Raw genomic sequence first — 25,856 nt, forward strand, 5'->3', positions numbered from 1 at the left:
CCAAAATCAAGTTTTTTTAGATTTGAAAATTATAAATAGTTATTTCAGTGTTTTTTACATGCAGTACTTTCTAAAATGAATCAAAAGCAATAGTGTTCAACCAACAGCTGATAGCAATACCATTTCGAGGTCTTGATTTCGAAAGTCGGGTGGTTTTCTAAAAGCGTTCTATTAAACAATCTAACCTATTTTGTTGTTATAATACTGTAAATACTATTGATAAATTACATTTACGTATGTGTTTCTTTGTTGGGCAGTTCCAAAATACCATGTGCTAAGAACTTGGCCAGTATTGTTGTCAATTTGAGTGGCTTTATATTTTCGGACCGTCAAATCTGCCCAAATCCCTAATCTACTATATCTTGAAGAATCAGCCGGAAGAATATAAGATGCTCCGGAAGTGTTCGAAACACTTACTCCAATAGTGATTCCGTCATAATTATAGGAACCAGAAGCGGTTTGCGTATAACTAGCGCTTACAGTATAACTAGAGGCTTTTTGCCAAGTTCCAATCATAGATGAATAACCAATAAAAACATTATTTGGATATGCTGTCGATATTAGTGTATTTTCCACGCGGGTAGATCCATGAGGAGCAACTTCGGTGGAATCATCATTTTCCTTAGCTGTGATTGATATAGGTGAAATTACGCCAGAAAATATACACGATATCAAAGAAAAACCTAAAGCAAAATTTTTAAATTTCATAATCCTTTCTCCTTAGAATATTATATAATATCATTATCATAAGAAAGCTTTCTGTTGATTGGGTTATATAACTTAAGAAAATGGAGGTCAATATAATGTTGCTTTTTTCTAGTTCATTTTTATTAGTAAGTGCGATGTGTATCCAAATATTAATAAGCTACCTTGATAAGAGTCATCCAACATGGTTAAATTCTGATTATTATTTATATTGTTATATTTTAGCAGCTTTTAGCATTTATTGCTTTATATTGGATTTTAAACAAAGGTTCAAAAACAAAGATAGATAAAAATATTATTAAAGAGTATTGGAATTGTAGTATAGTGGAGAACCGAAAGAGGGAGAACAGGGCAAGGCACGCGGACAAAAGCTAGAGAAAGTTTGATTCAGGAAAATTTCGGAACTAGAAATTGAAAGGTGATTAAAAATACGATAATTCTGATGAAGCACGCTTGAAAAAGAGTCTTTGTCCTTTATAAGCGGAAAGCTAGGGTATATTTGTTTCCATTGCGTTTTTTATCTTTATCCATTATTTCTGCTGTATACATGACGATTCCATAACGATTGAATTATTTATTGGATTTATGACCATCGCTTCCCTTGATCTTTGAAAGGATGGTGTCTACTGGTTAAATTATTTTACATTGAGATAATGATGTGTTCGAGAATAATTGAAACGAGCAGTATCCGGAATTGTCTGCTGTTTTTCATCTATATTGGTTCATGTAAGTACAACGGATTTGATTCTTTGACCTTTTTTGATAATATTGTTATGGGGCATATGATTTTTTTCCTTTTTTTGCGAATTAAAGGTAACATATGTTCTTTTTTAATAAATAAGTTTCTGTAAAGGCTTAAAAGTGCTCTGCGTCTTTATTAAAATATTAAAAGATGATTTTCAGCAATATATCAAGAAATAGGATTTGAATTATCCGACATCAAAATAATCGCAATTATAGTAAACATCCAATGATGAACAATGTATCAAAGATATAAGGAGAACATATTTACAATTTCGATTCTAGAATAAACCTAAGCAGAAAACAAAGGCTTAGTTAGAAAGGAAAAGGTATATTGAAAGCCATCTTTGTTGAGCAAATTCAATATACTAGTAGACATCTATGGCTTCAAAACATATTCAAGATAAGCTCGCGTTGCTTCCAGAATCGCCTGGTTGCTATATCATGAAAGATGAAAAAGGAAAGATTTTATATGTGGGGAAGGCGAAGGTGCTCAAAAATCGGGTCCGCTCTTATTTTTCTGGCGTCCACAACAATAAGACGACAAAGCTCGTCTCAAAGATACGCGATTTCGAATATATCGTGACCGGAAGCGAAAAAGAAGCGCTTCTTCTTGAAATCAACTTGATCAAAAAACATCGCCCTCCCTTCAACATCATGTTTATGGACGACAAGATGTATCCTTATATCGAAGTGACAGGCGACAACGATTTTCTCGTGAGGATCTCAAGAAAACCGAATCATAAAAAATCACGATATTTTGGACCGTATCCAAACGCGACAAGCGCCTATGAAATGGTCAAGCTCGTCAATCAGATCTTTCCGATCCGGAAATGTTCCACCTTAAAAAAACAAGTGTGCCTGTATTATCATCTGCATCAATGCTTGGCTCCTTGTGTCAAGACGATCGACCCCAAAGAAAATGAAGCGATCAGAGCGCAAGTGATCAAGTTTTTGAAAGGCGATATGGATGATGTGATCCAAAAACTGCAAAGACGGATGGAAAAGGCGGCCGAGGATCTGCAATTCGAAAAAGCTAAAGAGCTGCGCGATCAGATCCAGAATATATTGCATATCAAAGAGAAGCAGTCGATCGATTTTTCAGATACGCTTTCCCGCGATGTTTTCGGTTACTATGAAGATAAAGGATATGTCAGCTTTTATGGTTTTTTTATCCGGGATGGAAAGCTGCTTGAAAGAACACTTTCGATCACCCCGATCTATGAAGAGGTCCAAGACGCGTTCACTTCCTTTATCGTTCAATATTATCAAACGAATACGAAGCCAAAAGAGATCTTGGTTCCTAAAGAAACGAATGTCGAAGCGTTAGAAGAAGCGCTGGATGTAAAAGTGAGGATCCCAGAACGCGGAGAAAAGAAAAAGCTCGTCGATCTCGTGATCAAAAACGCCAAAGAGGCGCATGATCAAAAATTCCAGCTCATCTATAAAAAAGATCAAGAGCTCGCTATGGCGATGCAGCATCTTTCTCGGATCTTAAAAACCCCGATCCATACGATCGAGATCTTTGACAACTCGCACATTCAAGGCGCTTTCAACGTTTCTGGACTCGTTGTATTTGAAGATGGAAAGCCGAACAAATCCCAATATCGTCATTATCAGCTCGATGAGTATCGGTCAGACACCGACAGTATGAAGGAAGTCGTCTATCGCCGGTATTTCCGTTTGCTCAAAGAGAAAAAGCCAATGCCCGATTTGTTAGTGGTCGATGGAGGGAAAGGGCAGATCCATGCCGCTCAAGAGATCCGTGATTCCCTACATCTTCCTTTTCCAATCGTCGGTCTGGTCAAAGACGAGAAGCACAGCACAAGAGCGCTCATGCTAGAAAATCTTGAAGAGGTGCCTCTTTCGAAAGAGGATCCCTTATTTTTCTTGTTGACAAGGATGCAGGATGAAGTGCATCGGTTCGCGATCGAATACCATCGCAAGCTTCGGGACAAGTCGATGACAAAATCGATCTTAGATGAGATCCCTGGTATCGGTCCTGCGCGTAAAAAAGAGCTGCTCAAAACGTTTAAAAGTATGAAGCGGCTCAAAAGCGCGAGTATCGAGGAACTCGAGCAAGTCGTTCCAAAAGAGATCGCCAAGAGAGTCCATGCTTCCTTGAATCCCGCGGAGTAGATGGATATAATTTTTTTATGCAAGATAAAAAAGTATTGATGATCCGGATCTTATTGATCGTCTTTTGCGCCGTGATCGCTTTGACATGTCTTCAAAAGATCCATGAAACTTACGATCCTTTGGCCCGTTATCCTTATGCTACCGAAGAGAATCGGAAAACGATCTTAGAGCATCTCGATCAAAAAGGTGTGGATTATATTATTACGCAGCAGATCAAACCGAATCAATTTCTTGATTTCATTGATGAACCTGAATTTTCAATCTATAATACATTGTATTATGCGCAAGCAAAAAAGATCCAAGACGCCCCTAATGCGTTCATCATCAACTTTGTCAACAAGTATCGAAGCCATTTCAATTTGGATACATTGAAGACATTGCTCAAACACTATTCCTACACGGATCTGACTTCTTTTTATGAAAATGAGCAAGTGCTTCACGAAAATATCCAGCTGGTCGCAGATCCTTCCTATCCATATCTCGTTCTTGATCAAGATCGATCGGTCTATCGATATGTGCCATCGGAACTTGTAGAACAAGAGGGAGTTTCAATCAAGCAAACGATGCAGAAAAACCTAGAAGCGATGTGTTCGGACTATGAAAAGCTAAAAAATCAAGAAGATCATTTAAAGGTGATCGAAGGGTATACGAGCTATGAACAAGTTTTGGAGGCATATTATACATATTCCTCGCAGCTTGGAGACTACATTGACCGATTCATTTATTCAGCCGGTGAAAATGAAATGCAGCTAGGATATTCGATCCGATTGGAACCTTCGATCAAGTGGAACGCGACGATGATCGAACAAAAGCTGTTTTTGGATAATGACTACGCCAAAGCCCAAGAACAACTAGACGACAACGAGATCGATCAGCTCAACTGGCTCAAAAGCAATGCCTGGCGTTATGGATTCATCATCCGCTATCCAGAAGGCAAAGAAGAGCTTACGGGGCATTGGTATCAACCTTTTTTGTTGCGGTATGTAGGCAAGGAAAATGCCAAGATCATGTTTGAGGAAGGGCAAGTCATGGAGACGATGAAGTTTAGTGAGGAAAATTAAAATGGATAAAAAGCGGTATAAAGTAGTCGTTGTTTCAGATTCGCATGGATTGTCAGGCTTATTGGATCAAATCGTAAAGGACAATCCCGATGCCGATCTATTCATTCATTGCGGCGATCTTGAAGACAATCCACTCGACTTTAATCGATGGCTGTTTGTCCGGGGCAACAATGATTTCTTCCCGGGAGATACGATGCCTATGGAGAGGACGATCAAAGTTGGCGAGCATAGGATTTATGTCGCGCATTCCCATCGGGTCTCGTTTGTGAATCGGGAAGAGCAGCTTGTAAGGATCGCCCGCAGCTATGGATGCGATATTGTATGTTTTGGCCACACGCATTGTTCAATGATCAAACGAATGCACGATGTCCTTCTAGTTAATCCAGGCTCGCTTTGGTCTAGCCGGGATGGAAAAGAGCCGAGCTATGCGATCTTGTATTTGGAAGGAATGCAAGTGGAAGCCGAATTGCGATTTGAAAGCGAATGGTAGAAAGCTAAAATGTCGAGGGAGTATCCCTCGACATTTTGTTTTATAATTTCTCGAATTTGGCAAAGATCTCTTTGTCGCCTAAAGAGCGCTCCCGAATCTCGGACAATGGATTTCCTCGAGGATCGAACCATCCTACAAAGCGATAGCCTTTTTTGCGGGCAGGAAGCAGCATGTGCGTCTCGTCAAAGTATGTATACGTTTTTGGGTTTTTTCTAGAGGCGATCCCGCCATCTAGATGATACTGGATATGAAAACGTTCGATTTCCCATTTCGCATATAAAGTGATATTTTCCTTAAGCGGAAGATCGAAATGAAATGGAATGATCCGTTTTGGATCCAAATACCAACCTTTAAAACGATAACCTAATCGCCTAGGATCGCGAAATGGCTCTAAGAAACCAAACTCATTGGTGGATTTTGGCTGGATCTTGCCGCCGCCATCCGTATCGAAAGCGATTGTGGTCAATTCTTTGAACTCCGCCTTTAAAGTGATCGGTTCTGTGATCTGAACAGGCAAGAATTCAATGAGATCGCCCTGATAGGACCAGCCGACGAACTGTCGATTCTTTTTGTAAGCGGGGAAAAGCTTGATCAAACCAGATTCGACAGTCACACGACGAGGGTTGCGTCTTGAATTGATTCCTCCGTTGCAATCGTATGTGATCGAATAGACTTCAGGGACCCATCGATCATAGAGAGTCACGGTATGAGGAAGCACCCCGCCAGGATTGATTCGTTTCGTGAATTCAGGATCGATATACCAGCCGACAAATCGATAGCCTTTTCTCGTAATGTTGTTCATCGTTTTATTCACCTTTTATCGTTTTATTATACCGCTTTTTTTAAGAAATTTTCTGTCTTGAAATCTATCCGATATTTGTTATAATGAATGTGTTGTCTACGTAGCTCAGTTGGATAGAGCATGCGCCTTCTAAGCGCACGGTCGGGGGTTCGAATCCCTCCGTGGACGCCATTTTTTTTTGAAATAAAATCTCTCATCAAACGATGAGAGATTTTTTATTTACCAGCTGCCGCCAGATCCACCACCATTGAAGCTTCCGCCTCCTCCAGAGAATCCGGATCCGCTAGAAAAACCGCCACCAGAATCAAAATCGGAACCGCTTGAGCCTGTGTTCGAATTGATGATCATAGCAGTTTTGAAGAGCTGTTCCATATATTTTTCATTTTCATCTTGAGTTTTCGCTTGTTTTTTCACACTTACATATATGTACCGGTTCGTTCGATCGTGATTGATACAGGTGATCTTGACTTGGCCAAGCGCCTTTGCTTTGATCAAACCTGTCTTGCTCACGGAAGCGATCTCAGGATCGGAACTAATGCATACGACATTCGGATCTTCGAAATCCCATCCGGCATGTTTGAGCTGAAACATATCGCCGACTTCTAGAACGATCCGCTTCTTGAAGACTGTATAAAAAACAAAGCCAAGAATACCGAATACGAACACGAAGATGAAAAGCACGATCCCAAGGATCCACCAGATTTCTTGCTCTTTTTCTTTTTGATACGCTTCTAGTTCTCCTTGATCGACTCCGTATTGGATCGCGTCCATGATCCCGTAATACAAATCGCTTAAGCCTTTTTCATAATCGCCATCTTGAAAGGCGGGAACAAGATACTTTTCCTGCAAATGCTCGGTGACGATATCGCTAAGCGTTCCTTGAATTCCGCTTCCCGTCGCGACAAACCGCTGCTTGTCTTCCATCGAGACAAGGATCACGACCCCGTTGTCTAGATCTTTATTCCCAATACCTGCTTCATTGCCTGAATCGGCCGCGACTTTCATTGGATCTTTTCCATCTAAAGAATCGGTGGTGATGATTACGATTTGAGAGCCTGTTTTCTCTTCGAACTCTTTGCCTGCTTGATTGAGCTCGTCCTCTTTTTCGCTCGATAGGATCCCTGCATAATCGTTGACATAATTGTGGATTGGGATCGCCTCGCTTTGAGCATAGATCGAACAAGAAAAGATAGAAAGAAGGAGTCCAATGCACATTGAACTCCATAGACATTTTTTAAATATCGCAGCCATTAGTCAAATTTCACGACTGGCGCGTTTTGAGCCGCCGAAGACGCCTCGAATTTTTCTTTTGGACTAAAGCCAAAAAGCGAAGCGGCAATATTGTGTGGGAAAGATCGAATGTAGACATTGTAGGCTTGCACATCTTCGTTGTAGTTGTCGCGAGCGTACGAAATGCGGTTTTCGATTCCTTCGACACTAGTCATGAAATCCTTCATCAAATCGCTTGATTTGAGTTCAGGATACGCTTCTTGCGCGATATTGATATCCCGGATCATCTGGGAACTGGCTGCGTCGGCGTTTTCTAGTTCTTTGATCGATGCGTTTTTATCGATCGTCAATTTGCCATCGGCATCCATATTGATTCCTGGGGTATTGCTTCTAAGAGCGGCGATATCTTTATAAATATCATCTTCTTGGTTCATGGAACCTTGTACGGCAGGCATCAATTCATTGATCTTGTCAAGCCGTGACTGCAGTTGGGTTTGAATGTTCGCTTGGGCTGTACTAACTTGTTCATCATAACCGACCATCGTATTGTATGGGCCAATGACAGCCACACCGCCGATGAGAACGATCACGAGAACAGCGATCAGAGCGATCGCCCAACCTGGAAATTTTTTACGAGTCATAAATTCTCCTTTTCAAATTCTTTTTTTTCTGTCTTGTTTTTTACCAGCTTCCGCCAGAGCCTCCACCTCGAAAGCCTCCGCCTCCGCCGCTGAATCCGCCACCAGAACCGAATCCGCCACCAGAACCGAATCCGCCAAATCCCCCATAGCGATTAGAACGTCTAGAGGCTCGGCCAAGTATATTGCCTAAAATAAAGGCGTCGAGCGCGTCGTCCTCTCTTCTTCCGCCTGAATGAGAGCGATAGATGACTTGTACCTGGATCTTGGTGCTTTCTCCATCCAGCTTTTGCAATGTGATGATCGTATAGCCTTTGGAGAGGGCGTGGATGATTCCATCTGGACGAATCGATGCGACATTTGGGTCGGAGCTGCTCACGATGATCGATCCAGAATCAAAATCATAGCCTGGGGTCGTTAAACGATACTTTTGACCAACATAAAGCGTCAAAGCCGACCCTTTTTTCGAAGAGCCTCTTGTTAAGAAAACGATTCCGATCAAAAGCACGAAAACGATAGGAATCAAGCTCGAGAGCGAAAACGAATCGCTTTGTCTTTCTGGAGTCCTGTTTTCAGGCGCTTCGATCCCTTCGCTAGAAAGATCGACGCCATAATCGTTGGCGATATGCTGGAGCGTCGCCTTGTATAGATCGACAAGACCTTGTTGATAGTTGCCTTGACGAAAGGCGGGGACGAGATATTCTTGCTGCAGATGCTCGCAGTCGATATCCGTAAGATCGCCTTCCAATCCGCTTCCTACAGCCATAAAACGCTGTTTGTCATCGATGCTGACTAAGATCAAGACACCATTGTCTTTATCTTTGCTCCCGATCTGCGCCTCATTGGCTGTATCCGTCGCTACTTGCATCGCATCTTTACCATTAAGCGAATCGGTCGTGACGATCACGGCTTGCACCCCTGTTTTCTCATAAAACGCGCGACCGATCCTGTCGAGTTCTTCAACGGAAGAAGGATCCATCACATCCGCGTAATCGTTGACATAATCATGAATCGGTAAAGCGAGCTCGTTGCGCGCATACGCTGGTATGGTTAATAATACAGGAAAGATCAGAATAAGAAAGAGAAATCTTAAGCTTTTTTTGAGCATAATTTTTTCCTTTCCAGTGCAATTATAGCATTTCCTAGGCGGTTCAACGATATAGAAACTCTAAAATTCGTGGAAAAAACCACTCAATTTTCTCTAACAATAAGGGAAGCTATGGTATAGTAATAAGAGTAGAACGAATTGCTAGTTAGCAATCGCTATGCTATAATGCTAAAAGTCGCAAGGAGGTAAGAGTGAACCCATATTATCGATCGCTCTTGAAGGAGCTTGAACAGATGATCCAGGAAGGAAAATATCAAGAAGTGTTCAATCTAGCAAAAGAAGAGCTAGAACTTCCTTATGTCCCTTTGGATGCGATGCATTCGCTTGAAAAGATCGAACAAGAATGCCTTGAAAACACGGATGAACCGATTGTTTCTAGCTCGATCGAATTAAGTCAGTTATGCGAAGGTAATGAGCTTCAAAAGGAAAAGGCGGTCAATCTCTTAAAAACCACGAATTTAAGGATGCACGAAGCGGAAGTTCAGAAACTGCTTGATTCTTCTCTTTTGGATGAGTTCAAAGGAGAATTGATCGAAGCTCTCATGGAACAAAAAATCGACACTCCTTATCGTATCGAGAAAGAGGGATTGGAGATCACCTTCGTTCCATCTTTGATCGTTTCCTCTCAAGACGACCCCACGATGCAAAGCGTGCGCTCTTTATTTGAGGCGTGGTTCTCGAACAATGATCCTTCGATGCTTGCATTTTGCATCCGTTTGCTCGAACAAGAACGTTATGAAATGCTGCCTTACGATATGAGCGATCTAGACCCGCTCGTATTGGCGAAAAATATTGTGCGACTTGTTTACGAAGCAATGTCTCAAGAGGATGCGTTAGCACAGTTTTACGAAAAAAATGGACTTGAAAAAGTCGAAAATACTACTTTATTTATTGAAAAGCGAGGAGAATCTTATGAAAAGTAATTGGACAATCGATAAGAACTCAACAGGCGTGTTGAGTGTTACAGTAGATGCAGAGGAATGGCAAAAAGCACAAAAAAAGGCATTCAATAAATTGAAATCCGGTCTTACGCTCAAAGGCTTCAGAAAAGGCCAAATTCCTGATGCGGTCGCTAAAAAAACGATCGGTTCTCAGCATATCCAAGAAGCAGCTATCGATGAGATCGCAAACGATGCCTTGCAGGCAGGAATCAAAGAGTTTGACTTGGATCTAGTCTCTCGTCCAATCTTGACGGTCAGCAAATTAGGCGATGACGAAGCGGTTCTTGATTTCACATGCACAGTTTCACCGGAAGTTACGTTAGGCGACTACACTTCGATTCGGATCGAAAAACCAGAAGTGAGCGTAAGCGAAGAGGAAGTGGATGCCGAAGTCAAGCACTTACAAGACCGCTACGCAGACTGGGTACTTCGTGAAGAAGGAGAGCCTGCGCAGATCGGCGATCAAGTGACGATCGATTTTGTCGGTGAAAAAGATGGGATCCCATTTGAAGGCGGAGCTGGAAACGATTATCCATTAGTACTCGGTTCGAACACGTTCATCCCTGGATTCGAAGATCAGCTTGTAGGGATCAAGAGCGGCGAAGAAAAGGATATCGAAGTGACATTCCCGGTAGACTATCAAGCTCCAGATCTAGCTGGACAAGCCGTGATCTTTAAAGTCAAAGCCCATGATATCAAATACAAGGAGCTTCCAGAAATCAATGACGAGCTCGTTAAGAATCTCAAACGTGATGGCGTTGAAACGGTTGAGCAATACAAAGAACAAGCTCGTAACGCTTTAGAAGAGCATAAGACAAAAGAAGCGGATGAAAAGTTCACAAACGAAGTACTTGCCGCTGTGGTCGAACAATCTTCCGTTGAGATCCCACAAGTAATGATCGACCAAGAAGTCAATAAAATGTATCAGCAATTCGAGCAACGAATGCAAAGCTCAGGCTTTACAGCGAAACAATTCTTGGAAGCGACTCACCAAAGCGAGCAAGATATCAAAGACCAAATGAAAGAAGAGGCGGCTAAACGAGTAAAAACAACATTGGTGCTCGAAGCGATCGCCAATAATGAACACATCGAAATTCCGAAAGAAAAAATCGATGAAGAATACAAATTAATGTCAGATATGTATCAAATGCCAGTGGAACAGATCAAGGCGATCATCGTTCCAGAAAACATTGAATACGATCTGAAACAACAACAAGCGTTGGATCTGTTGAAGAAAACAGCGCAATCTGAATAAGATCAAAAAGACGCTAGGCGTCTTTTTTGCTCATAAAGAAAAGGAGGATCTGGATGAGTGATAAAATCTATCCTTTGATCTGCACCCGAGGGGTGATCATATTTCCAAATCAGGAAATCGTAATTGATGTAGGAAGAGAGGCTTCCTTAAAAGCAATTGAAAACGCGCAAGACAATTATGATGATCAAATCGTATTGTTTTCGCAAAAAAAGATGGATCAAGAAAATCCGCAAGAAGACGATATCTACCATGTAGGAACTTTATGCGAAATCCGTCATGTTCGTCGTTTCGATAAGTTTTTGCGTGTGAAATTCCGCGGATTATCCCGCGTACGCCTGAAAAAGTGGATCGATGGATCCCTATCAGAAATGGCGCACGTCGAATTATTACCAAGTGTAAGGGAAGATGAGACGGAAGAGAGCGCGCTTGTGCGAATGATCGCTTCGTCTTTTGAACAAATGCATCCTGGGGAACGATTTGTTTCGAAAGATCTCATGATCGAGCTTTCCAAGGGTGTTGGAGCCGACGCACTATCCGATAAAGCGGTCCAGGCGTTTCCTCTTCCTGTCGAACGCAAGCAACAATACCTTGAAACGACAGGAATCAATGAACGTTTGATCATGCTTCTTCAAGATCTTGAAAAAGAAAAGAAGATGTCGGAAGTTGAAAAGAAGATCAACGAGACTGTAAAAGAGCGGATCGATCAAGGACAAAAGGACTACTATTTACGAGAGAAGATCCATGCGATCCGGGAAGAGCTTGGCGACGTGGTCGAAGCCGACAAAGACGCGGAATCGATCCGGAAACGTTTGGACGAAAATCCATACCCAGAATATATCAAGACAAAAGTCAAAGACGAGCTCGCTCGCTATGAAATGCTTCCGCAAGCAAGCGGCGAGACGGGCGTCATCAAGACGTATATCGATTGGCTGATGGATCTTCCTTGGTGGCAGCAAACAGAAGACAATGAGAATTTGAACGAAGCCCAAAAGATCTTGGATGAAGATCATTATGGACTTGATAAAGTCAAAGAGCGGATCATGGAGTACCTCGCTGTCAAACAAATGACAAACTCTTTGAAAGCGCCGATCATTTGTCTAGTCGGTCCTCCAGGAGTCGGAAAAACATCTCTAGCCCGCAGCGTGGCTCGGGCGCTCGATCGTCATTTTGTGAAAATGTCGCTAGGCGGCGTTCGTGATGAAGCCGAAATAAGAGGACATCGCCGTACATATTTAGGCGCCCTTCCTGGCAGGATCATTCAAGGCATGAAAAAGGCAGAAGTGATCAATCCGGTCTTCTTGATCGACGAGATCGATAAGATGGCTTCTGATTATAAAGGCGATCCTTCCAGCGCCATGCTCGAAGTGCTCGATCCTGAACAAAATTCGGTTTTCTCCGATCACTATATCGAAGAGCCTTATGATCTAAGCAAAGTGCTTTTTATCGCGACCGCAAACTACTTGGAAAATATTCCGCCAGCTTTGCAGGATCGTCTTGAGATCATCCAGCTAAGCTCTTATACGGACGCGGAAAAAGTCAATATCGCCAAGCGGCATTTGCTTCCTAAACAAATGAAAGAAAATGGGTTGAAGGAAGGCCAGCTGCAAATCGATGACGATATGCTTTTGTACTTGGTCCGTTATTATACTAGAGAAGCCGGTGTGCGGCAATTAGAACGTACGATCGCGACGATTTGTCGCAAAACAGTCTTGGCGATCTTGAAAGATCATGAAGAAAAGATTGTCCTGAACAAAGAACTTATCCATAAATGGCTAGGAAACGAAAAAGTCGAATACGGTCAAAAAGAAAAAGAAGATCAAGTAGGTACGGTCACAGGACTTGCTTACACCTCATTTGGCGGCGATGTCCTTCAGATCGAAGCGAACCGCTTCCAAGGTTCTGGTAAACTGATCTTGACGGGGAAATTAGGCGATGTCATGAAAGAATCCGCGACGATCGCACTCGACTATGTACGCGCGCACGCCAAGGAATATGGCATCGACCCGCAAATCTTCGAAAAACAAGATATCCACATCCACGTTCCAGAAGGAGCGGTTCCTAAAGATGGTCCAAGCGCAGGGGTCACGATGACTACGGCTCTGGTCTCCTGCCTAAGCGATCAGCCTGTCAAAGCCAACCTCGCCATGACTGGTGAAGTGACTTTGAGAGGGAACGTTCTGCCAATCGGCGGATTGAAAGAGAAATCATTAGCCGCGCACCGTTCAGGAATCACAACGATCTTGATTCCGAAAGCGAATGTTAAGGATCTTGACGAAGTTCCGGAAGAAGTTAAGAAGTCCGTAACATTTATTCCAGTCAGCACGGTGGAGGAAGTGTTGAAAAACGCTCTAGTAGCTTATGAATAGTGAATTTTTAACGAGCGCGACAAAAGAAGGAGAGTATCCGGAAGCCGATCGCCCTGAAGTTGTCGTGGTGGGACGAAGCAATGTTGGGAAAAGTTCGTTTATCAACGCGTTCACGAATCGAAAAAAACTCGCTTATGTCGGAAACACGCCAGGGAAAACACAGCTGATCAACTTCTTTATGATCGACGGCGCTTGGTATTTAGTCGATGTTCCAGGTTATGGATACGCAAAATTATCAAAAGCGCAAATCGCGAAATTAGGAAGAATGATGGATGAGTATTTTCTCAAACGGAAAAATTTGACATGTGTCGTTCAATTGGTCGACGCGCGTCACGATCCATCGAAAGACGATATGGAAATGGTCGATTTTTTTAAAGAGATGCACATTCCGATCGTCGCCGTCGCGACAAAGATCGATAAGATCCCTAAAACAAAACGGATCAATCATTTAAAAAAGATCTCGCAAAAGCTTCAGATCCCTCTTGCTCATATTTTTGCCGTCTCTTCCACCGAGAAGATCGGCTTTGAGCAGGTCGAAGAGGAGCTACAAAAACGAATCGAACAAGCAAAAAAGATGGACAAGCAATGATCCATCTTTTTTAATTGCTATAATTGTTCGACTTCTCGCATCCATAGCCGAACAGAAGCGTCGCTTGGCATCCGCCAATCTCCACGAGGAGAAAAAGAAATCGTACCGACTTTTACGCCATCTGGCATGACGTTTCGTTTAAATTGTTGAGTAAAAAAACGACGATAAAACGTTCGAAGAGCTTCTAAGATCACAGAAGTCTCGATCGATGGGAAAGCGGATCTTGCCAACGCAAAGATCTTTTTTGGCGATTCATGATAACGAAGCATATGATACAAAAAGAAATCATGCAAATCGTAGCTTCCAAGAACTTCCTCGGTCTTTTGAGCAATCTTGCCGCTTTCATCTAAAGGAAGAAGTTCTGGAGAGACTGGAGTATCGCAAATATCGAGAAGTACAGCGGCTAAAGTAACCTCTCCATCTTTTTTCGCTTTGATCGCCTCCGATTCAACGATATAACGGACTAATGTTTTCGGGACACTCACATTGACCGCGTACATTGACATATGATCTCCATTGTACGTACACCATCCTAACGCAAGTTCAGAAAGATCCCCTGTGCCGATAACGATCCCATTGTATTTATTGGCTAGATCCATTAAAAGCATCGTCCGATATCGGGCTTGCGAGTTTTCGTACGTGATATCGTGATTCGACTCATCGTGGTCGATATCTTTAAAATGGGTCAGGACCGCGTTTTGGATCGGGATCGTCTGGATCGAGACACCAAGTTCTTTCATCAGCTCCATCGCGTTGTTCTTTGTTCGGTCGCTTGTTCCAAAACCAGGCATCGTGATCGCATGGATCCCTTTGACATTGAGTCCCAATAACTTAAAGGCTCGATACGTGACTAATAAAGCGAGCGTAGAATCCAATCCTCCGCTAATCCCGATGATCGCGTTTTCGCAATGGATCTTCTTTAAGCGGGTAGCTAGTCCTTGCGCTTGGATCGTCAAGATCTTTTGGCATCGCTCAAGCCGCTTGGCTGAATCTTTTGGAACGAAAGGAAACGCGTCGATCCTTTCGATCAATTCAACTTCCTGGATCGGCATAGAAGCGTATTGGATATGGATATAGTCTGGTTTCGGCATTCTAGAAAGACTCGTTTTAAAATGAAGTCGATCATTTTGTAGATGCTCCAGGTCGATCAAACCATAAATTACATCTTTAGGTTCGTAAAGACTTGATTGCGCGAGGATGCGGCCATTTTCAGCAATCACATCATGACCAGAAAAAACAAGATCCGAACTGCTTTCTTCCGCGCCCGCAGAAGCATATACATATCCCGCGTAGCAAGCTGCAGATTGATGCTTGATCAAAGAAAGACGGTACTCGTCTTTGCTGATGATATCGTTGCTCGCAGAACAATTTACAAGAATGTTAGCGCCTGCAAGCGCGTGATCGCTGCTCATTGGAATGCTGACCCATAGATCTTCACAAATCTCGATGCCAATGGTCGCGTTTGTCGTTTGATCATGAAAGACGATATGCTTGCTTAGCGGAACGATTTGGTCGCCTAAAACGATGCGATCGCATTTTAGCGTATCAGAGCTTGAAAACCAACGAGGTTCATAGTATTCGTTATAACCAGGAATAAACGACTTCACATAGATTCCAAGGATCTTTTGCTCGAACAAGAACGCGGCGCAATTATACAAAGTCCCCTCGATCAATAATGGAACACCTACAACGCAAGCGAGGTTGACTGGCATTTCTTTCGCCATACGAAGAAGCTCTTTTTTCGCTTCACTCAAAAGCAGCGATTCATAAAACAAGTCTTGGCATGTATAGCCTGTGATCGCCAATTCGGGAAAAACGGCTAGCTGCGTATCATAATCCAAACGATGGAGGATATCGATCATCGCATCGACATTTTGATGCGGATCTCCAATCGAGACCGGTGGAGTGATCGCAGCCACCTTATAATAGGAAAAACGGTCCATACTATCTCCTTTTCAAAAAAACCATCGATCGCTCGATGGTTTCATTATAACATCTTAGTTTTCCGCGAGTTCATGCAGACGGTCCGCGTATTGCGATTCATCTGAAGTTTTCTTCGCGTTTTCTGTCGCGTACCGTTTAACGGCCGCACTTGACTTCGCGATCGGCTGCAACGTTCCAGCTCCCGCTACACAGCCTCCAGGGCAAGCCATACCTTCTAATAAATATCCATTCAAACGGCCTGCTTTGGCCATCATGAGCATCGTCTTGCAGTTTTTTAAACCTTCGGCCGCTTGCACCTTGACATTCATTTCCGGATGCTTTTTCTCGATCACGTTCTTGACCGCTTTCGCCACGCCACCGCTGACCGCAAAACCACGACCATCATTCGTGCCTGCTTCTAGAGGGGTCACATCTTCGATCGACAACAAGTTTACACCTTTCGCTTCGAACATACCCATCACTTCTTCGAAAGTGAGTACGAAATCAACATCGGAACGAACGGAATTTCTTGAAGCCTCGAGCTTTTTCGCCGCGCAAGGACCGATGAAAACAACTTTACAGTTTGGATCGTCCTTCTTGATCATACGGGCAGTCAAGACCATAGGGGTAAGCGCCATCGAGATATAAGGAGCGAATTGCGGGAATTCCTTTTTCGCCATCACAGACCACGCAGGGCAGCAGCTTGTGGCCATGAATGGTTGTTTTTCGGGCACTTTGTCAAGGAAGTCTTCCGCTTCTTCGATCGTACATAAATCGGCGCCGATCGCAACTTCCACGACATCCGCGAATCCAAGCTCCATCAAAGCCGCTTTGACTTTATCCGGAGTTACAGTAGGGCCAAATTGGCCGACGAAAGCAGGAGCGATCGCAGCAACCACACGTTCCCCTTGCTTGATCGAATAGATCGTTTGGAAGATCTGACCTTTATCGACGATCGCGCCAAATGGACAATTGACAAGACACATGCCGCAGCTTACACATTTATCGTAATTGATTTTTGCTTTTCCATCTTCATCGCTCGTGATCGCATTCATTCCACAGCTGGCTGCGCAAGGACGCTCGATCTTGATAATCGCCGAATATGGACAAGCTTCCATACATTTTCCGCATTTGATACATTTATCTTGATCGATCTTGGAGTGCCCATCAACGATATGGATCGCGTCTTTAGGACAAACTTCCGTGCATTGATGCGACAAGCAGCCTTGACATCCGTTTGTCACGAACACTTTTTTCTCAGGACAGCCATGACAAGCGAAATTAATGATATTGACAAGAGGATCATCATAGTATTTCGTAGCGATAACGCTCTCTTCGATTCCATCGCTCAAAGCGCCATATTCTCCCATTTCACGAAGGGGAAGGCCCATTCCAACACGCAATCTTTCGCCAATGACAGCTCGCTCTAAAAAGATCGAGTTTCTATATTTTGCTTTTGTTCCTGGAAGGATCTCGTAGGGGATCTCTTCGATGCGTTTTGCATAGTCTGTTACATCGTCGTAGGCCATTTTCGCAATTTCCGAAAAAACCTTTCTTCGAATATCAGTAACCGAATTATAAATTCCTCTCATAGTTTACTCCTTCTTACTGCCGTTGCTTCCGGCTGACTTTCTATATTATATCGAAAAAGCCGAAAACAGGAAACCTCATTCGTGAAAAAATTAACGAAATCGAACAAGAAGGAAAAAAAGTAAAACAGAGATATACTAAAAATAAACGAAACACGAAAGGATTCCATATATGAAAGAATTAACGATCCAAGTCAATGACGCCAACCAGCGACTTGATAAATTTTTATTTAAAACATTTCCAGAGCTCAAATCCGGGATGCTCTATAAAGCACTGCGTAAAAAGAAGATCAAGATCAATCGAAAACGGGCAAACTACGACCAAATGCTGCAAGCAGGAGACCAGCTTCAGCTATTTTTGCCCGACGATATCCTCCAAGAAAAACAAGTATATCTTCAAAAAAACGCCCAACTGAATGTCGTTTATGAAGATGATAATATCGTAGTGATCGACAAGCCGGCCGGCCTGCTTTCTCAAAGCAGTAAAGAACAAGAAGACTGCGTCGTGGAACGACTCAAGAGCTATCTCTATCAAAAAAAAGAATACGATCCAAAAAGCGAACACCATTTTACACCTTCGATCTGCAATCGACTCGACCGCAATACGTCTGGCTTGATCATTGGAGCTAAAAACGCCTACGCAAGCCGCGAAATCAATGCGGCGATCCAAGATCACCATATTCATAAATACTATAATGCCTATGTAGAAGGCCATGTGGAAAAAGAAGGCTTGATCGTTCTCTATCTTCAAAAACGAGAGACGAAAGCCTATATTTCACCGACCTTTAAAGAAGGCTACCAAAAGGCGGTCATGAAAATCTATCCATATAAGTATGAAAACGGAAACACTTGGATCAAAGTCGAATTGATCACGGGAAGATTTCATCAGATCCGGGCATCAATGGCCTATCTAGGACATCCTTTAGTGGGCGACCAAAAATATGGCTCCTTGTCTAGCGAAGACATGAAGCTGGACGCGTACAAAATCAAGATCGATCCGATCGAAATGGAATTTGAAACCAACGAATTTACAAAAAAATAAGAAATAGGAACCAAAACGCTTCAAAAAGTCGTATTTATAAGATATGAGATTCTTTATTATGATGCTTTGGAGCGTGATTTGGCTCCTTCTTCTTTTAGGAACTTACATGGATCTGAAAACGTTTTATGTTCCCGTAAAACTCATCCTCTTTCTTGTGCTCGATTGGGGGTTGCTTGTCTCTCTAGCTCCAACCTCTTTTTTTCAAGAAGGCTTTATTCCAATGCTCTATGGGGTGTCTGCTCTGCTGATCTATTGGATCTATCCATGCATGATCGGTTGGGTCGACGTGTTTCTTTTATTCTTCTTTGGGACATTTTTCAATCTCGCCCAAATGCACGCGATGGTTTGTGCAGCTTGTATCAGCGGTTTGATGATTACATTTTGTTTCAGGAAGCAAAAGATCCCATTCGTTCCATTTTTGATGCTTGGCTCCATTCTCTCGATCGTCATGATACCGCTCTAAAATCGAGTCATGGTATACTTTCGACATGGAACAAGAACAAAATAAAAAAGTGCGTGGACTCGTATTAGGGGGCGGAGGAGCAAGAGGTTGTTATGAGGTCGGCGCCTGGCAAGCATTCCGCGAATGCAACATTCATTTTGATTGCGTGAGCGGAACAAGCATTGGCGCGATCGTAGGCGCGATCTATGTCCAAGGCAATCTTCATGATGCGATCGAATTCGTCTATACCTTGAAGCCAAGTCATATCATCACCAATATGCCGGATCTTCCAGAAAACTTTGATGAAATCGTGGCGAACAAAGAAACGCTGTTCGCATTCTTTAAATCGTATATCAAAGAGGGAAGCGATATTTCGCCATTAAAAGAGAGGATCGAACATATGTTCGATTATGACGCGTTTATGGCTTCCAAGATCAACTACGCGTGTATGACCTACAATATCACAAAAATGCGAGGCGAAGCGTTCTTTAAAAAAGAGATGACTCGACAAGATGCGATCGACATCATTATCGCTTCCGCTTCTTGCTATCCAGCTTTTCCGATCGCCAAGATCAAAGACGACTTATATATCGATGGAGGCTTTGAGAACAATATTCCAATTTCGTTATGTCAAGAAATGGGTGCCAATGAATTTGTCGTGATCGATGTCCATGGTCCTGGTCGTGTCAAAAAGATCGATGCGAACTTGCAGGTGAAATTGATCCAGCCACTTCTTCCGCTTGGCAACTTTTTAGATTTCATGCCCCAGCAAGCGAAGCGCTCGCTTCATTTAGGGTATTTAGAGACAATGAAGTATTATAGCCAGTTCTGTGGCTATTTGTTCACATTTACAAAAGAAAGCTGGCCGAAGATCTTTATGATCGAGCAATATTTAAAGCTTAAAAACCAGAACCACGCATCGATCTTTGTAAAGGGCATCAATGAGAAAGCCTACCAGAAAGTTTTAGGCTACAAGCCTAGTCAGCTGGACTCGAAGTACAATACGAACGATTACTTTTATGGTCGCCTAATCGAATGTTTAGCATTTATTGCCAATCTAGATCCTGTCATGTTGTATGATTATTCCCAATTTCTTCAAGAGCTGGATCATCGATTAGAAGCCTTGCCACATCTTGAAGTCCCGGATTCGATCAAATCGATCCACGATTTTATGCACAATCGCAAAAAAGAAGAGATCGTCAATCTCTTCCATTTGCTTCTTCAAAACAACAACGGTAAACTGCCGCTTACTTATGAGCCTTTAAAAAACGTTTTTGATGTTCAATATATCCTTGCTCTTATATGGTACGAGCTGCATATTTATTTAAATGAAATCAGCTAGTCTTGGATCCAAGTCGACTTCGATGTCGACTTTTTTTGTTTGAATAGGAGAATCGAAAACTAGATGCATGCTCTCCAATCCCAGTACACCTGCTTTATGGTTAGGATTATAAAGTCGGTCGTTGACGATCGGAAAGCCAAGATAAGCGGCATGAACACGGATCTGATGTTTCCGGCCATGAAAGATCTTCGCTTTCAATAAAGTGCGTCCATTCGCTTCTTTGATCTTTTCAAACAGAGTTTCCGCTTCCTTTCCTTGCGAATATGGAATCATTTTCTTGGCATCATGCCGATCTTTGCCGATCGGTTTCTTGACTCGCTTTTTTGGCCAAGGAAAAAGGCCATCCACGAGAACATAATATTCTTTTTCGATCGTTTGATCTCGAAAATGCTTATCGAAAAAATTTTGCAGAAAAGGGATCTTGTTAAAGAGGACAAGTCCGCATGTCGACGTGTCGATCCGATGACAAGCTTTCGCTTTATATGGAAAGTTTTGAAGCGCTAAATACGAGTTCACATCGTCTTCGAGCGTATTTTCGCCAGACCCATCGCTATGGACAAGCTGTCCAAAGGGTTTATAAGCGACAAGGCATGCTTCGTCTTCATAAACAATCTTCGCTTCCTGTTCTTGGAACAGAGGAGGATCGATTTTTTTGGGAATAAAATCGACATACGACTCCTTTTCTTGGATCGTCCAATTTTTTAATGCGGTTTTCGTGATCGCGTAGCGAGAAAGGATTTCTGTAAGGCTCCCCTTGACTTTTGTGACTTGGTCAGGATATGTTTTTATTGTTTCCATAGCTCTAGAATAGCAAGAAGAAATTCATGCAATCAAGTAGGAAGCGATCAGAAATATGAATATAATAGAAACTAGAACAAGAGGAGGTAAAAAGCAATGAAACTCTATAAAGGTAAAAACGGTGAAGTTGTAGAAGTGATCTACGCACCAGAAGGTGAACTTGATCTTACATTGGGCGGAGAACCAATGGTTGAATTGGTTGCCGATACTACAGATGCAGCTTTAGAAAAGCACGTGCCTGCTGTAATCAAAGAAGGCGATAAATTACATGTCCAAGTTGGTGAGGTCCAACACCCAATGCTCAACGAGCACTATATCACGAACATTTGGGTCGAATATCCAGATGGAACAGTGGACAAAACGACTTTGAAGCCAGGAGAAGAACCTGTAGCTGTATTCGATATCAAAGACAAGAACGGAAAAGTTAGCGTTTACGAATACTGCAATTTACACGGACTTTGGAAAAAAGAGATCGAACTTTAAGATACGAACAGGATGTGATCTTAGATCACATCTTTTTTTTGAAAGGAAACAATGAATCAAAAAGAACTATTTAAAAAAGCTCTTCAGCGCACATTCATGAATTATGAAGAACTCGCCGTTTTGACTTTGGTCGGAATCGTGATCGGCTTATGTGTCTCCCTTTTTGAGGTGTTTTTCGGCTATGGGCTCGAATATATGATCGAAATCCATCATCGAACGAAAAACTGGCTGCTTTTGATCTTGCCTCTAGCAGGGCTCTTGATCGTCTATCTTTTCCAACATACTGGAAAAGATTGTATGAAAGGAATGAATCTTGTATTTGAAGTTTCTCAAGGCATCAGCAAGCGGATCCCTAAAAGAATGGTCCCATTGATGATTTTAGGAACGTGGATCTCAAATCTTGTTGGAGCCAGTGTTGGTAGGGAAGGGGTTGCGATGCAGATCGGAGCAGCGATCTCGGATACATTTTCTAAACCTTTTCTCAAATATAAAGACGCAAAATCGATTTTTTTGGTGGTAGGGATGGCTGCTGGATTCTCCGGCTTGTTTGGAACGCCTTTTACTGCGATCTTTTTCGCGATGGAAGTGTTGGTCGCGGGCGTTTTGAAATATCGAGCGATGGCCCCTACGATCAGCTCCTCTTTCAGTGCCGCGTGGCTTTCCTCGAAGTTCGGGATCTATAAAAAATTTGAAAATATTCAATTTCCTTTTGAGATCACTTGGAAAATGCTTTTAGCTCTCGTTGGCTTGGGGATCTTGTTTGGGATCGTTGGAGGCTTGTTCGCCTATACGATGAAAAAGGTTAAAAGAGCGATGAAGCGGAAGATCCCGGATCCATACAAACGGATCTTTTATGGGGGCATCGTGATCGCCATTGTTTTATTTGTATGGAATCAAGGCCGTTACAGTCTGCTTGGTGAAAACTTGATCGATGCGGCCTTGCGGTATGGAACGATCTATTGGTACGATTGGATCGGAAAATTCGTCTGCACGATCTTTTGCTTGTCGATCGGTTTCATGGGCGGAGAAGTGACACCGCTTTTTGCGATCGGCTCGAGTCTTGGCTTTATGGTCGCTTCTTTCTTTGGTTTTCCGCCTGTGATGGGCGCCGCGCTGGGTTATTCGGCGGTCTTTGGGGCGGGAACAAACACGTTCCTTGCGCCAGTCATGATCGGGATGGAAATTTTTGGATTCCAATACTTTCCGCTCTTTTTTATCGTATGCGCAGTGGCTCATATCGTGAATCGTCACCAATCTATTTATGCTTTGCAAAAAAGAGAAGGGTAACTTTACACTAGAATTTTTGACCTTTATAATGACTCAAAAGGAGGAGTATCCATGCTTCAATGTAGGCATTTAATCAAAGATTATATTACGGGAGATGGCTTTGTTAGAGCGATCAACGATTTAAGTGTCAATTTCCGCGATAACGAATTCGTCTCGATTTTAGGCCCTTCCGGGTGCGGTAAAACGACGCTCTTGAATATTATCGGCGGTTTGGACAACTATACGAGTGGCGATTTGATCATCAATGGCAAATCGACTAAAAAATACACGGATAAAGATTGGGATACCTATCGAAACCACCGGATCGGTTTCGTTTTTCAATCTTATAATTTGATCATGCATCAAAGCGTGCTTTCCAATGTGGAATTGGCGCTGACTTTGACGGGAGTTAGCAAAGAGGAAAGAAGGAAGCGCGCCTTAGAGGCTTTGGAAAAAGTGGGCTTGAAAGATCAAGTCGATAAAAAGCCAACTCAAATGTCGGGAGGACAGATGCAGCGCGTCGCGATCGCGCGGGCGATCGTTAATAATCCGGATATTCTTCTAGCGGACGAGCCAACAGGAGCGCTCGACTCGAAAACATCCGTCCAGATCATGGATCTATTGAAAGAGATCGCCAAAGACCGGCTTGTCATCATGGTCACCCACAATCCGGAGCTCGCTCAAACTTACTCGACCCGCATCATCAAATTGAAGGATGGACAGATCATTTCGGATTCAGATCCAGCCGATCAAGAAGACGAGAAAGACGATAAAACGGCGATGAAAAAGCCGTCTATGTCGTTTTGGACTGCGTTCCAGCTTTCGCTCAACAATTTGATGACAAAAAAAGCCCGGACGTTTTTGACGGCGTTTGCGGGAAGTATCGGAATCATTGGGATCGGCTTGATCATGTCGCTCTCCAATGGTGTGCAGAATTATATCAATTCGGTCGAAAACGATACGATGGCTTCCTATCCGATTTCGATTGAAGACAATTCTCTCGATATGTCCGTCTTGATGTCCGCTATGATGGATATGGACAAAGAGGAGGGAAAAGAGCCAGGAGATACGATCCGTTCTAAAAATTTTGCGAACAAGATCATTCAATCGATCTCGCAAACGGAAACAAACAATTTGAGCGCATTTAAAACGTATTTGGAAAGCAGCGAAGGAAAAGAGTTTCAAGACTTAGCCAAAGCGATCGAATATAAGTATAACACAAATGTGCTTGTTTATAATGATCAAGCGTTGAGCGAGAATAGTCTAGTGCAAGTTTCGCCAAATGGCTTGATGGATCGTCTAGGGATGGGTTCGATGATGCAGATGCGTTCACAATTCATGCCTTCGGATATAAATGGGGGCAACGAGGTGTGGCTTCCGCTCCCTAAAAGCAAGACGCTTCTTGATGAAGAATATGATGTGGTGGATGGAAGGATGCCTTCAAAATACAATGAAGTCGTGCTCGAAGTCGACCAAAACAACGAGATCACAGATTATGCCTTATATTCGCTAGGCTTGATGGATCAAGATGAACTCGTAAAAAACTATGAGGATATTGTTAACGGCAAAACGAAAGAACTGCAAGCGGGAGAGAATGTGAGCTATACGAAAGAAGAGCTCTTGAACAAAACGTTCAAGCTTGTTCTGAATCCCTCTTTGTATGAAAAGAAAAATGGAGTCTGGGTCGATCAAAGCGAGAATGAAGAAGCTTTGAAAAAGATCGTGGCAAATGGCGAGGATATTCATATCGTCGGGATCGTGAAGCCAAAAGAAAAAACGGTAAATTCTCAAAGCATGGGCGGGATCTATTATGATCCAAGCTTGATCGACTACATCAATGAAAAGAACAATTCTTTTGAGATCGTCAAAGAACAAAAAGCGCATAAAGATATTAATGTCTTTACTGGACAAGCGTTTAGCGATTCGAGTTTTTCGATCGATGATTTGAGCGACGAGCAGAAAATGATGCTTGCCCAGCTTTCAGAAAGCGAATTGATGGAATATATGTCGACCATGAACGCGAACACGAACGCTAGCTATGATTCGAATTTACTTAAACTAGGAGTCTTCGATCCGAACACACCTTCTTCGATCAATATCTACGCCTCGAGTTTTGAGGACAAAGAAACTTTAGGCGATATGATCACCCAATACAACGAGCTTCAAGAAGTTGAAGGAAAAGATGAGAATGTCATTTCGTATAACGATATGATCGGCGTCATGCTCTCTGGAGTCAGCGATGTCATCAATATGATCTCGTATGTCTTGATCGGGTTCGTTTCTGTTTCGCTGATCGTTTCTAGCATCATGATCGGGATCATCACCTATATTTCGGTCTTGGAACGCAAAAAGGAGATCGGTATCTTGCGGGCGATGGGAGCGTCTAAAAAAGATGTATCTCATGTCTTCAACGCGGAAACGTTTATCATTGGTTTGATTTCTGGACTGTTCGGGATCTTGTTCACGATCGTGCTCAATATTCCGATTTCGTTGATTGTAGAACATTTTACCCAAGTCGAACATATCGCAAGCCTTCCATGGCAAGGCGGTTTGTTCCTTGTTTTGATCAATTTAGCGCTGACAATGCTTGCCGGATTGATTCCTGCTCGTATGGCAAGCAAAAAGGATCCAGTCGAAGCATTGAGAAGCGAATAAAAAAGATGTTGAAAAAAGCAGAGTTTCAAATGAATGATCAGCACCCTGTCAAGTAGACACGGGAAATAATTTACTGGAGATCCGCCTCTTTAATAGCACTTGCTATTAAAGAGGCCTTTTTTTTATCTATACCTTCCCAGTATTTTTTGATTCGTTTATTCTCTTTGATTGGATACAGTACCGGTTCATCGGTTGCTTTTGCAGCTTCTCTTACTTCAGATGCAGTAAGTCCGTGAAAACGTTCCTGTGGA

Annotated in this window: 22 protein-coding genes and 1 tRNA gene; 14 read left to right on the forward strand and 9 right to left on the reverse strand. The window is 42.7% G+C overall.

Going from position 1 to position 25,856, the window contains the following annotated elements; all coding sequences use genetic code 11:
- Nucleotides 1-213 precede the first annotated feature (213 nt).
- Nucleotides 214-708, reverse strand: coding sequence for a hypothetical protein (locus BO225_RS09590; protein ID WP_076342016.1), 495 nt, complete (start codon nt 706-708; stop codon nt 214-216).
- 1,119 nt (nt 709-1,827) lie between these two features.
- On the opposite strand from BO225_RS09590, the gene uvrC reads away from it, so the two are divergent.
- The 3 genes from uvrC to BO225_RS09605 are packed head-to-tail and all read left to right on the forward strand — an operon-like array spanning nt 1,828 to nt 5,136.
- Entirely contained in the window at nt 1,828-3,585 is a 1,758-nt protein-coding gene (gene uvrC / locus BO225_RS09595; protein WP_076342017.1) for an excinuclease ABC subunit UvrC, read from the forward strand.
- Between the two features lie 17 nt (nt 3,586-3,602).
- Nucleotides 3,603-4,646 (forward strand): M15 family metallopeptidase, encoded by a 1,044-nt coding sequence (locus tag BO225_RS09600; protein ID WP_083632176.1) that lies wholly within the window; start codon nt 3,603-3,605, stop codon nt 4,644-4,646.
- A gap of 1 nt (nt 4,647) precedes the next feature.
- A complete protein-coding gene (locus tag BO225_RS09605) occupies nt 4,648-5,136 on the forward strand; it encodes a metallophosphoesterase family protein (RefSeq protein ID WP_076342018.1) in 489 nt (162 codons plus the stop codon).
- 40 nt (nt 5,137-5,176) lie between these two features.
- Here the strand turns inward: BO225_RS09605 and BO225_RS09610 are convergent, their stop codons facing one another.
- The gene (locus BO225_RS09610; RefSeq protein WP_076342019.1) at nt 5,177-5,938 is read right to left on the reverse strand and encodes an InlB B-repeat-containing protein; all 762 of its coding nucleotides are present in this window, start codon (nt 5,936-5,938) and stop codon (nt 5,177-5,179) included.
- 94 nt (nt 5,939-6,032) lie between these two features.
- Between BO225_RS09610 and BO225_RS09615 the strand changes: the two genes are divergently transcribed.
- A tRNA-Arg gene (locus tag BO225_RS09615) sits at nt 6,033-6,109 on the forward strand.
- Nucleotides 6,110-6,157: 48 nt separating this feature from the next.
- On the opposite strand, the gene BO225_RS09620 is transcribed toward BO225_RS09615, so the two are convergent.
- From BO225_RS09620 to BO225_RS09630, 3 genes are read right to left on the reverse strand one after another with little or no spacing between them, the layout of a single operon-like run.
- On the reverse strand, nt 6,158-7,189 hold the full coding sequence (locus tag BO225_RS09620; protein WP_083632177.1) for a TPM domain-containing protein: 1,032 nt from the start codon (nt 7,187-7,189) through the stop codon (nt 6,158-6,160).
- Nucleotides 7,189-7,809 (reverse strand): LemA family protein, encoded by a 621-nt coding sequence (locus BO225_RS09625; RefSeq protein ID WP_076342021.1) that lies wholly within the window; start codon nt 7,807-7,809, stop codon nt 7,189-7,191. The genes BO225_RS09620 and BO225_RS09625 overlap by 1 nt, the downstream gene beginning before the upstream one ends.
- Nucleotides 7,810-7,849: 40 nt before the next feature.
- Complete coding sequence (locus BO225_RS09630) at nt 7,850-8,914, reverse strand: TPM domain-containing protein (RefSeq protein ID WP_076342022.1); 1,065 nt, start codon at nt 8,912-8,914, stop codon at nt 7,850-7,852.
- A gap of 191 nt (nt 8,915-9,105) precedes the next feature.
- Here BO225_RS09630 and BO225_RS09635 point away from each other — a divergent pair, with 191 nt between their 5' ends.
- From BO225_RS09635 to yihA, 4 genes are read left to right on the forward strand one after another with little or no spacing between them, the layout of a single operon-like run.
- Nucleotides 9,106-9,837 carry a hypothetical protein gene (locus BO225_RS09635; RefSeq protein ID WP_076342023.1) on the forward strand — a complete coding sequence of 244 codons (732 nt, stop codon included), beginning with the start codon at nt 9,106-9,108 and terminating at the stop codon, nt 9,835-9,837.
- Nucleotides 9,827-11,110: a trigger factor gene (gene tig, locus BO225_RS09640; RefSeq protein WP_076342024.1), complete on the forward strand. Its 1,284-nt coding sequence runs from the start codon at nt 9,827-9,829 to the stop codon at nt 11,108-11,110. The genes BO225_RS09635 and tig overlap by 11 nt, the downstream gene beginning before the upstream one ends.
- Before the next feature lie 53 nt (nt 11,111-11,163).
- A complete protein-coding gene (gene lon / locus BO225_RS09645) occupies nt 11,164-13,476 on the forward strand; it encodes an endopeptidase La (protein WP_076342025.1) in 2,313 nt (770 codons plus the stop codon).
- The gene (gene yihA, locus BO225_RS09650) at nt 13,469-14,065 is read left to right on the forward strand and encodes a ribosome biogenesis GTP-binding protein YihA/YsxC (RefSeq protein WP_076342026.1); all 597 of its coding nucleotides are present in this window, start codon (nt 13,469-13,471) and stop codon (nt 14,063-14,065) included. Before lon ends, yihA begins: the two co-directional genes overlap by 8 nt.
- A 17-nt stretch (nt 14,066-14,082) precedes the next feature.
- On the opposite strand, the gene BO225_RS09655 is transcribed toward yihA, so the two are convergent.
- Nucleotides 14,083-16,008 (reverse strand): NAD(+) synthase, encoded by a 1,926-nt coding sequence (locus BO225_RS09655; RefSeq protein ID WP_076342027.1) that lies wholly within the window; start codon nt 16,006-16,008, stop codon nt 14,083-14,085.
- 54 nt (nt 16,009-16,062) lie between these two features.
- Nucleotides 16,063-17,580, reverse strand: coding sequence for a 4Fe-4S dicluster domain-containing protein (locus BO225_RS09660; protein WP_076342028.1), 1,518 nt, complete (start codon nt 17,578-17,580; stop codon nt 16,063-16,065).
- Between the two features lie 169 nt (nt 17,581-17,749).
- Between BO225_RS09660 and BO225_RS09665 the strand changes: the two genes are divergently transcribed.
- From BO225_RS09665 to BO225_RS09675, 3 genes are read left to right on the forward strand one after another with little or no spacing between them, the layout of a single operon-like run.
- The gene (locus tag BO225_RS09665; RefSeq protein ID WP_076342029.1) at nt 17,750-18,619 is read left to right on the forward strand and encodes an RluA family pseudouridine synthase; all 870 of its coding nucleotides are present in this window, start codon (nt 17,750-17,752) and stop codon (nt 18,617-18,619) included.
- A 58-nt stretch (nt 18,620-18,677) separates the two neighbouring features.
- A complete protein-coding gene (locus BO225_RS09670) occupies nt 18,678-19,082 on the forward strand; it encodes a hypothetical protein (protein WP_076342030.1) in 405 nt (134 codons plus the stop codon).
- Between the two features lie 25 nt (nt 19,083-19,107).
- Nucleotides 19,108-20,403 carry a patatin-like phospholipase family protein gene (locus BO225_RS09675; protein ID WP_076342031.1) on the forward strand — a complete coding sequence of 432 codons (1,296 nt, stop codon included), beginning with the start codon at nt 19,108-19,110 and terminating at the stop codon, nt 20,401-20,403.
- Here the strand turns inward: BO225_RS09675 and BO225_RS09680 are convergent.
- Complete coding sequence (locus BO225_RS09680) at nt 20,386-21,201, reverse strand: RluA family pseudouridine synthase (protein WP_076342032.1); 816 nt, start codon at nt 21,199-21,201, stop codon at nt 20,386-20,388. The genes BO225_RS09675 and BO225_RS09680 overlap by 18 nt on opposite strands.
- Before the next feature lie 96 nt (nt 21,202-21,297).
- On the opposite strand from BO225_RS09680, the gene BO225_RS09685 reads away from it, so the two are divergent.
- Genes BO225_RS09685 through BO225_RS09695 form a run of 3 tightly spaced genes read left to right on the forward strand, consistent with a single transcriptional unit; the run spans nt 21,298 to nt 25,605 of the window.
- Nucleotides 21,298-21,684 carry a desulfoferrodoxin family protein gene (locus tag BO225_RS09685; RefSeq protein ID WP_076342033.1) on the forward strand — a complete coding sequence of 129 codons (387 nt, stop codon included), beginning with the start codon at nt 21,298-21,300 and terminating at the stop codon, nt 21,682-21,684.
- A 51-nt stretch (nt 21,685-21,735) separates the two neighbouring features.
- A complete protein-coding gene (locus BO225_RS09690) occupies nt 21,736-22,971 on the forward strand; it encodes a chloride channel protein (protein ID WP_076342034.1) in 1,236 nt (411 codons plus the stop codon).
- Between the two features lie 51 nt (nt 22,972-23,022).
- Complete coding sequence (locus BO225_RS09695; RefSeq protein ID WP_076342035.1) at nt 23,023-25,605, forward strand: ABC transporter ATP-binding protein/permease; 2,583 nt, start codon at nt 23,023-23,025, stop codon at nt 25,603-25,605.
- A 70-nt stretch (nt 25,606-25,675) separates the two neighbouring features.
- On the opposite strand, the gene BO225_RS12420 is transcribed toward BO225_RS09695, so the two are convergent.
- Nucleotides 25,676-25,856 (reverse strand): hypothetical protein (locus BO225_RS12420; RefSeq protein WP_198936074.1); only part of this gene is annotated, 181 nt, incomplete at its 5' end.

Source organism: Dubosiella newyorkensis (assembly GCF_001945605.1).
Lineage (GTDB): Bacteria > Bacillota_I > Bacilli_A > Erysipelotrichales > Erysipelotrichaceae > Dubosiella > Dubosiella newyorkensis.

What these genes read in the sequence shown, in the direction of transcription:
- BO225_RS09590 (WP_076342016.1), bottom strand. Translation starts at nt 708, where the DNA reads ATGAAATTTAAAAATTTTGCTTTAGGTTTTTCTTTGATATCGTGTATA.
- uvrC (WP_076342017.1), top strand. Translation starts at nt 1,828, where the DNA reads ATGGCTTCAAAACATATTCAAGATAAGCTCGCGTTGCTTCCAGAATCG.
- BO225_RS09600 (WP_083632176.1), top strand. Translation starts at nt 3,603, where the DNA reads ATGCAAGATAAAAAAGTATTGATGATCCGGATCTTATTGATCGTCTTT.
- BO225_RS09605 (WP_076342018.1), top strand. Translation starts at nt 4,648, where the DNA reads ATGGATAAAAAGCGGTATAAAGTAGTCGTTGTTTCAGATTCGCATGGA.
- BO225_RS09610 (WP_076342019.1), bottom strand. Translation starts at nt 5,938, where the DNA reads ATGAACAACATTACGAGAAAAGGCTATCGATTTGTCGGCTGGTATATC.
- BO225_RS09620 (WP_083632177.1), bottom strand. Translation starts at nt 7,189, where the DNA reads ATGGCTGCGATATTTAAAAAATGTCTATGGAGTTCAATGTGCATTGGA.
- BO225_RS09625 (WP_076342021.1), bottom strand. Translation starts at nt 7,809, where the DNA reads ATGACTCGTAAAAAATTTCCAGGTTGGGCGATCGCTCTGATCGCTGTT.
- BO225_RS09630 (WP_076342022.1), bottom strand. Translation starts at nt 8,914, where the DNA reads ATGCTCAAAAAAAGCTTAAGATTTCTCTTTCTTATTCTGATCTTTCCT.
- tig (WP_076342024.1), top strand. Translation starts at nt 9,827, where the DNA reads ATGAAAAGTAATTGGACAATCGATAAGAACTCAACAGGCGTGTTGAGT.
- lon (WP_076342025.1), top strand. Translation starts at nt 11,164, where the DNA reads ATGAGTGATAAAATCTATCCTTTGATCTGCACCCGAGGGGTGATCATA.
- yihA (WP_076342026.1), top strand. Translation starts at nt 13,469, where the DNA reads ATGAATAGTGAATTTTTAACGAGCGCGACAAAAGAAGGAGAGTATCCG.
- BO225_RS09655 (WP_076342027.1), bottom strand. Translation starts at nt 16,008, where the DNA reads ATGGACCGTTTTTCCTATTATAAGGTGGCTGCGATCACTCCACCGGTC.
- BO225_RS09660 (WP_076342028.1), bottom strand. Translation starts at nt 17,580, where the DNA reads ATGAGAGGAATTTATAATTCGGTTACTGATATTCGAAGAAAGGTTTTT.
- BO225_RS09665 (WP_076342029.1), top strand. Translation starts at nt 17,750, where the DNA reads ATGAAAGAATTAACGATCCAAGTCAATGACGCCAACCAGCGACTTGAT.
- BO225_RS09670 (WP_076342030.1), top strand. Translation starts at nt 18,678, where the DNA reads ATGATGCTTTGGAGCGTGATTTGGCTCCTTCTTCTTTTAGGAACTTAC.
- BO225_RS09675 (WP_076342031.1), top strand. Translation starts at nt 19,108, where the DNA reads ATGGAACAAGAACAAAATAAAAAAGTGCGTGGACTCGTATTAGGGGGC.
- BO225_RS09680 (WP_076342032.1), bottom strand. Translation starts at nt 21,201, where the DNA reads ATGGAAACAATAAAAACATATCCTGACCAAGTCACAAAAGTCAAGGGG.
- BO225_RS09685 (WP_076342033.1), top strand. Translation starts at nt 21,298, where the DNA reads ATGAAACTCTATAAAGGTAAAAACGGTGAAGTTGTAGAAGTGATCTAC.
- BO225_RS09690 (WP_076342034.1), top strand. Translation starts at nt 21,736, where the DNA reads ATGAATCAAAAAGAACTATTTAAAAAAGCTCTTCAGCGCACATTCATG.
- BO225_RS09695 (WP_076342035.1), top strand. Translation starts at nt 23,023, where the DNA reads ATGCTTCAATGTAGGCATTTAATCAAAGATTATATTACGGGAGATGGC.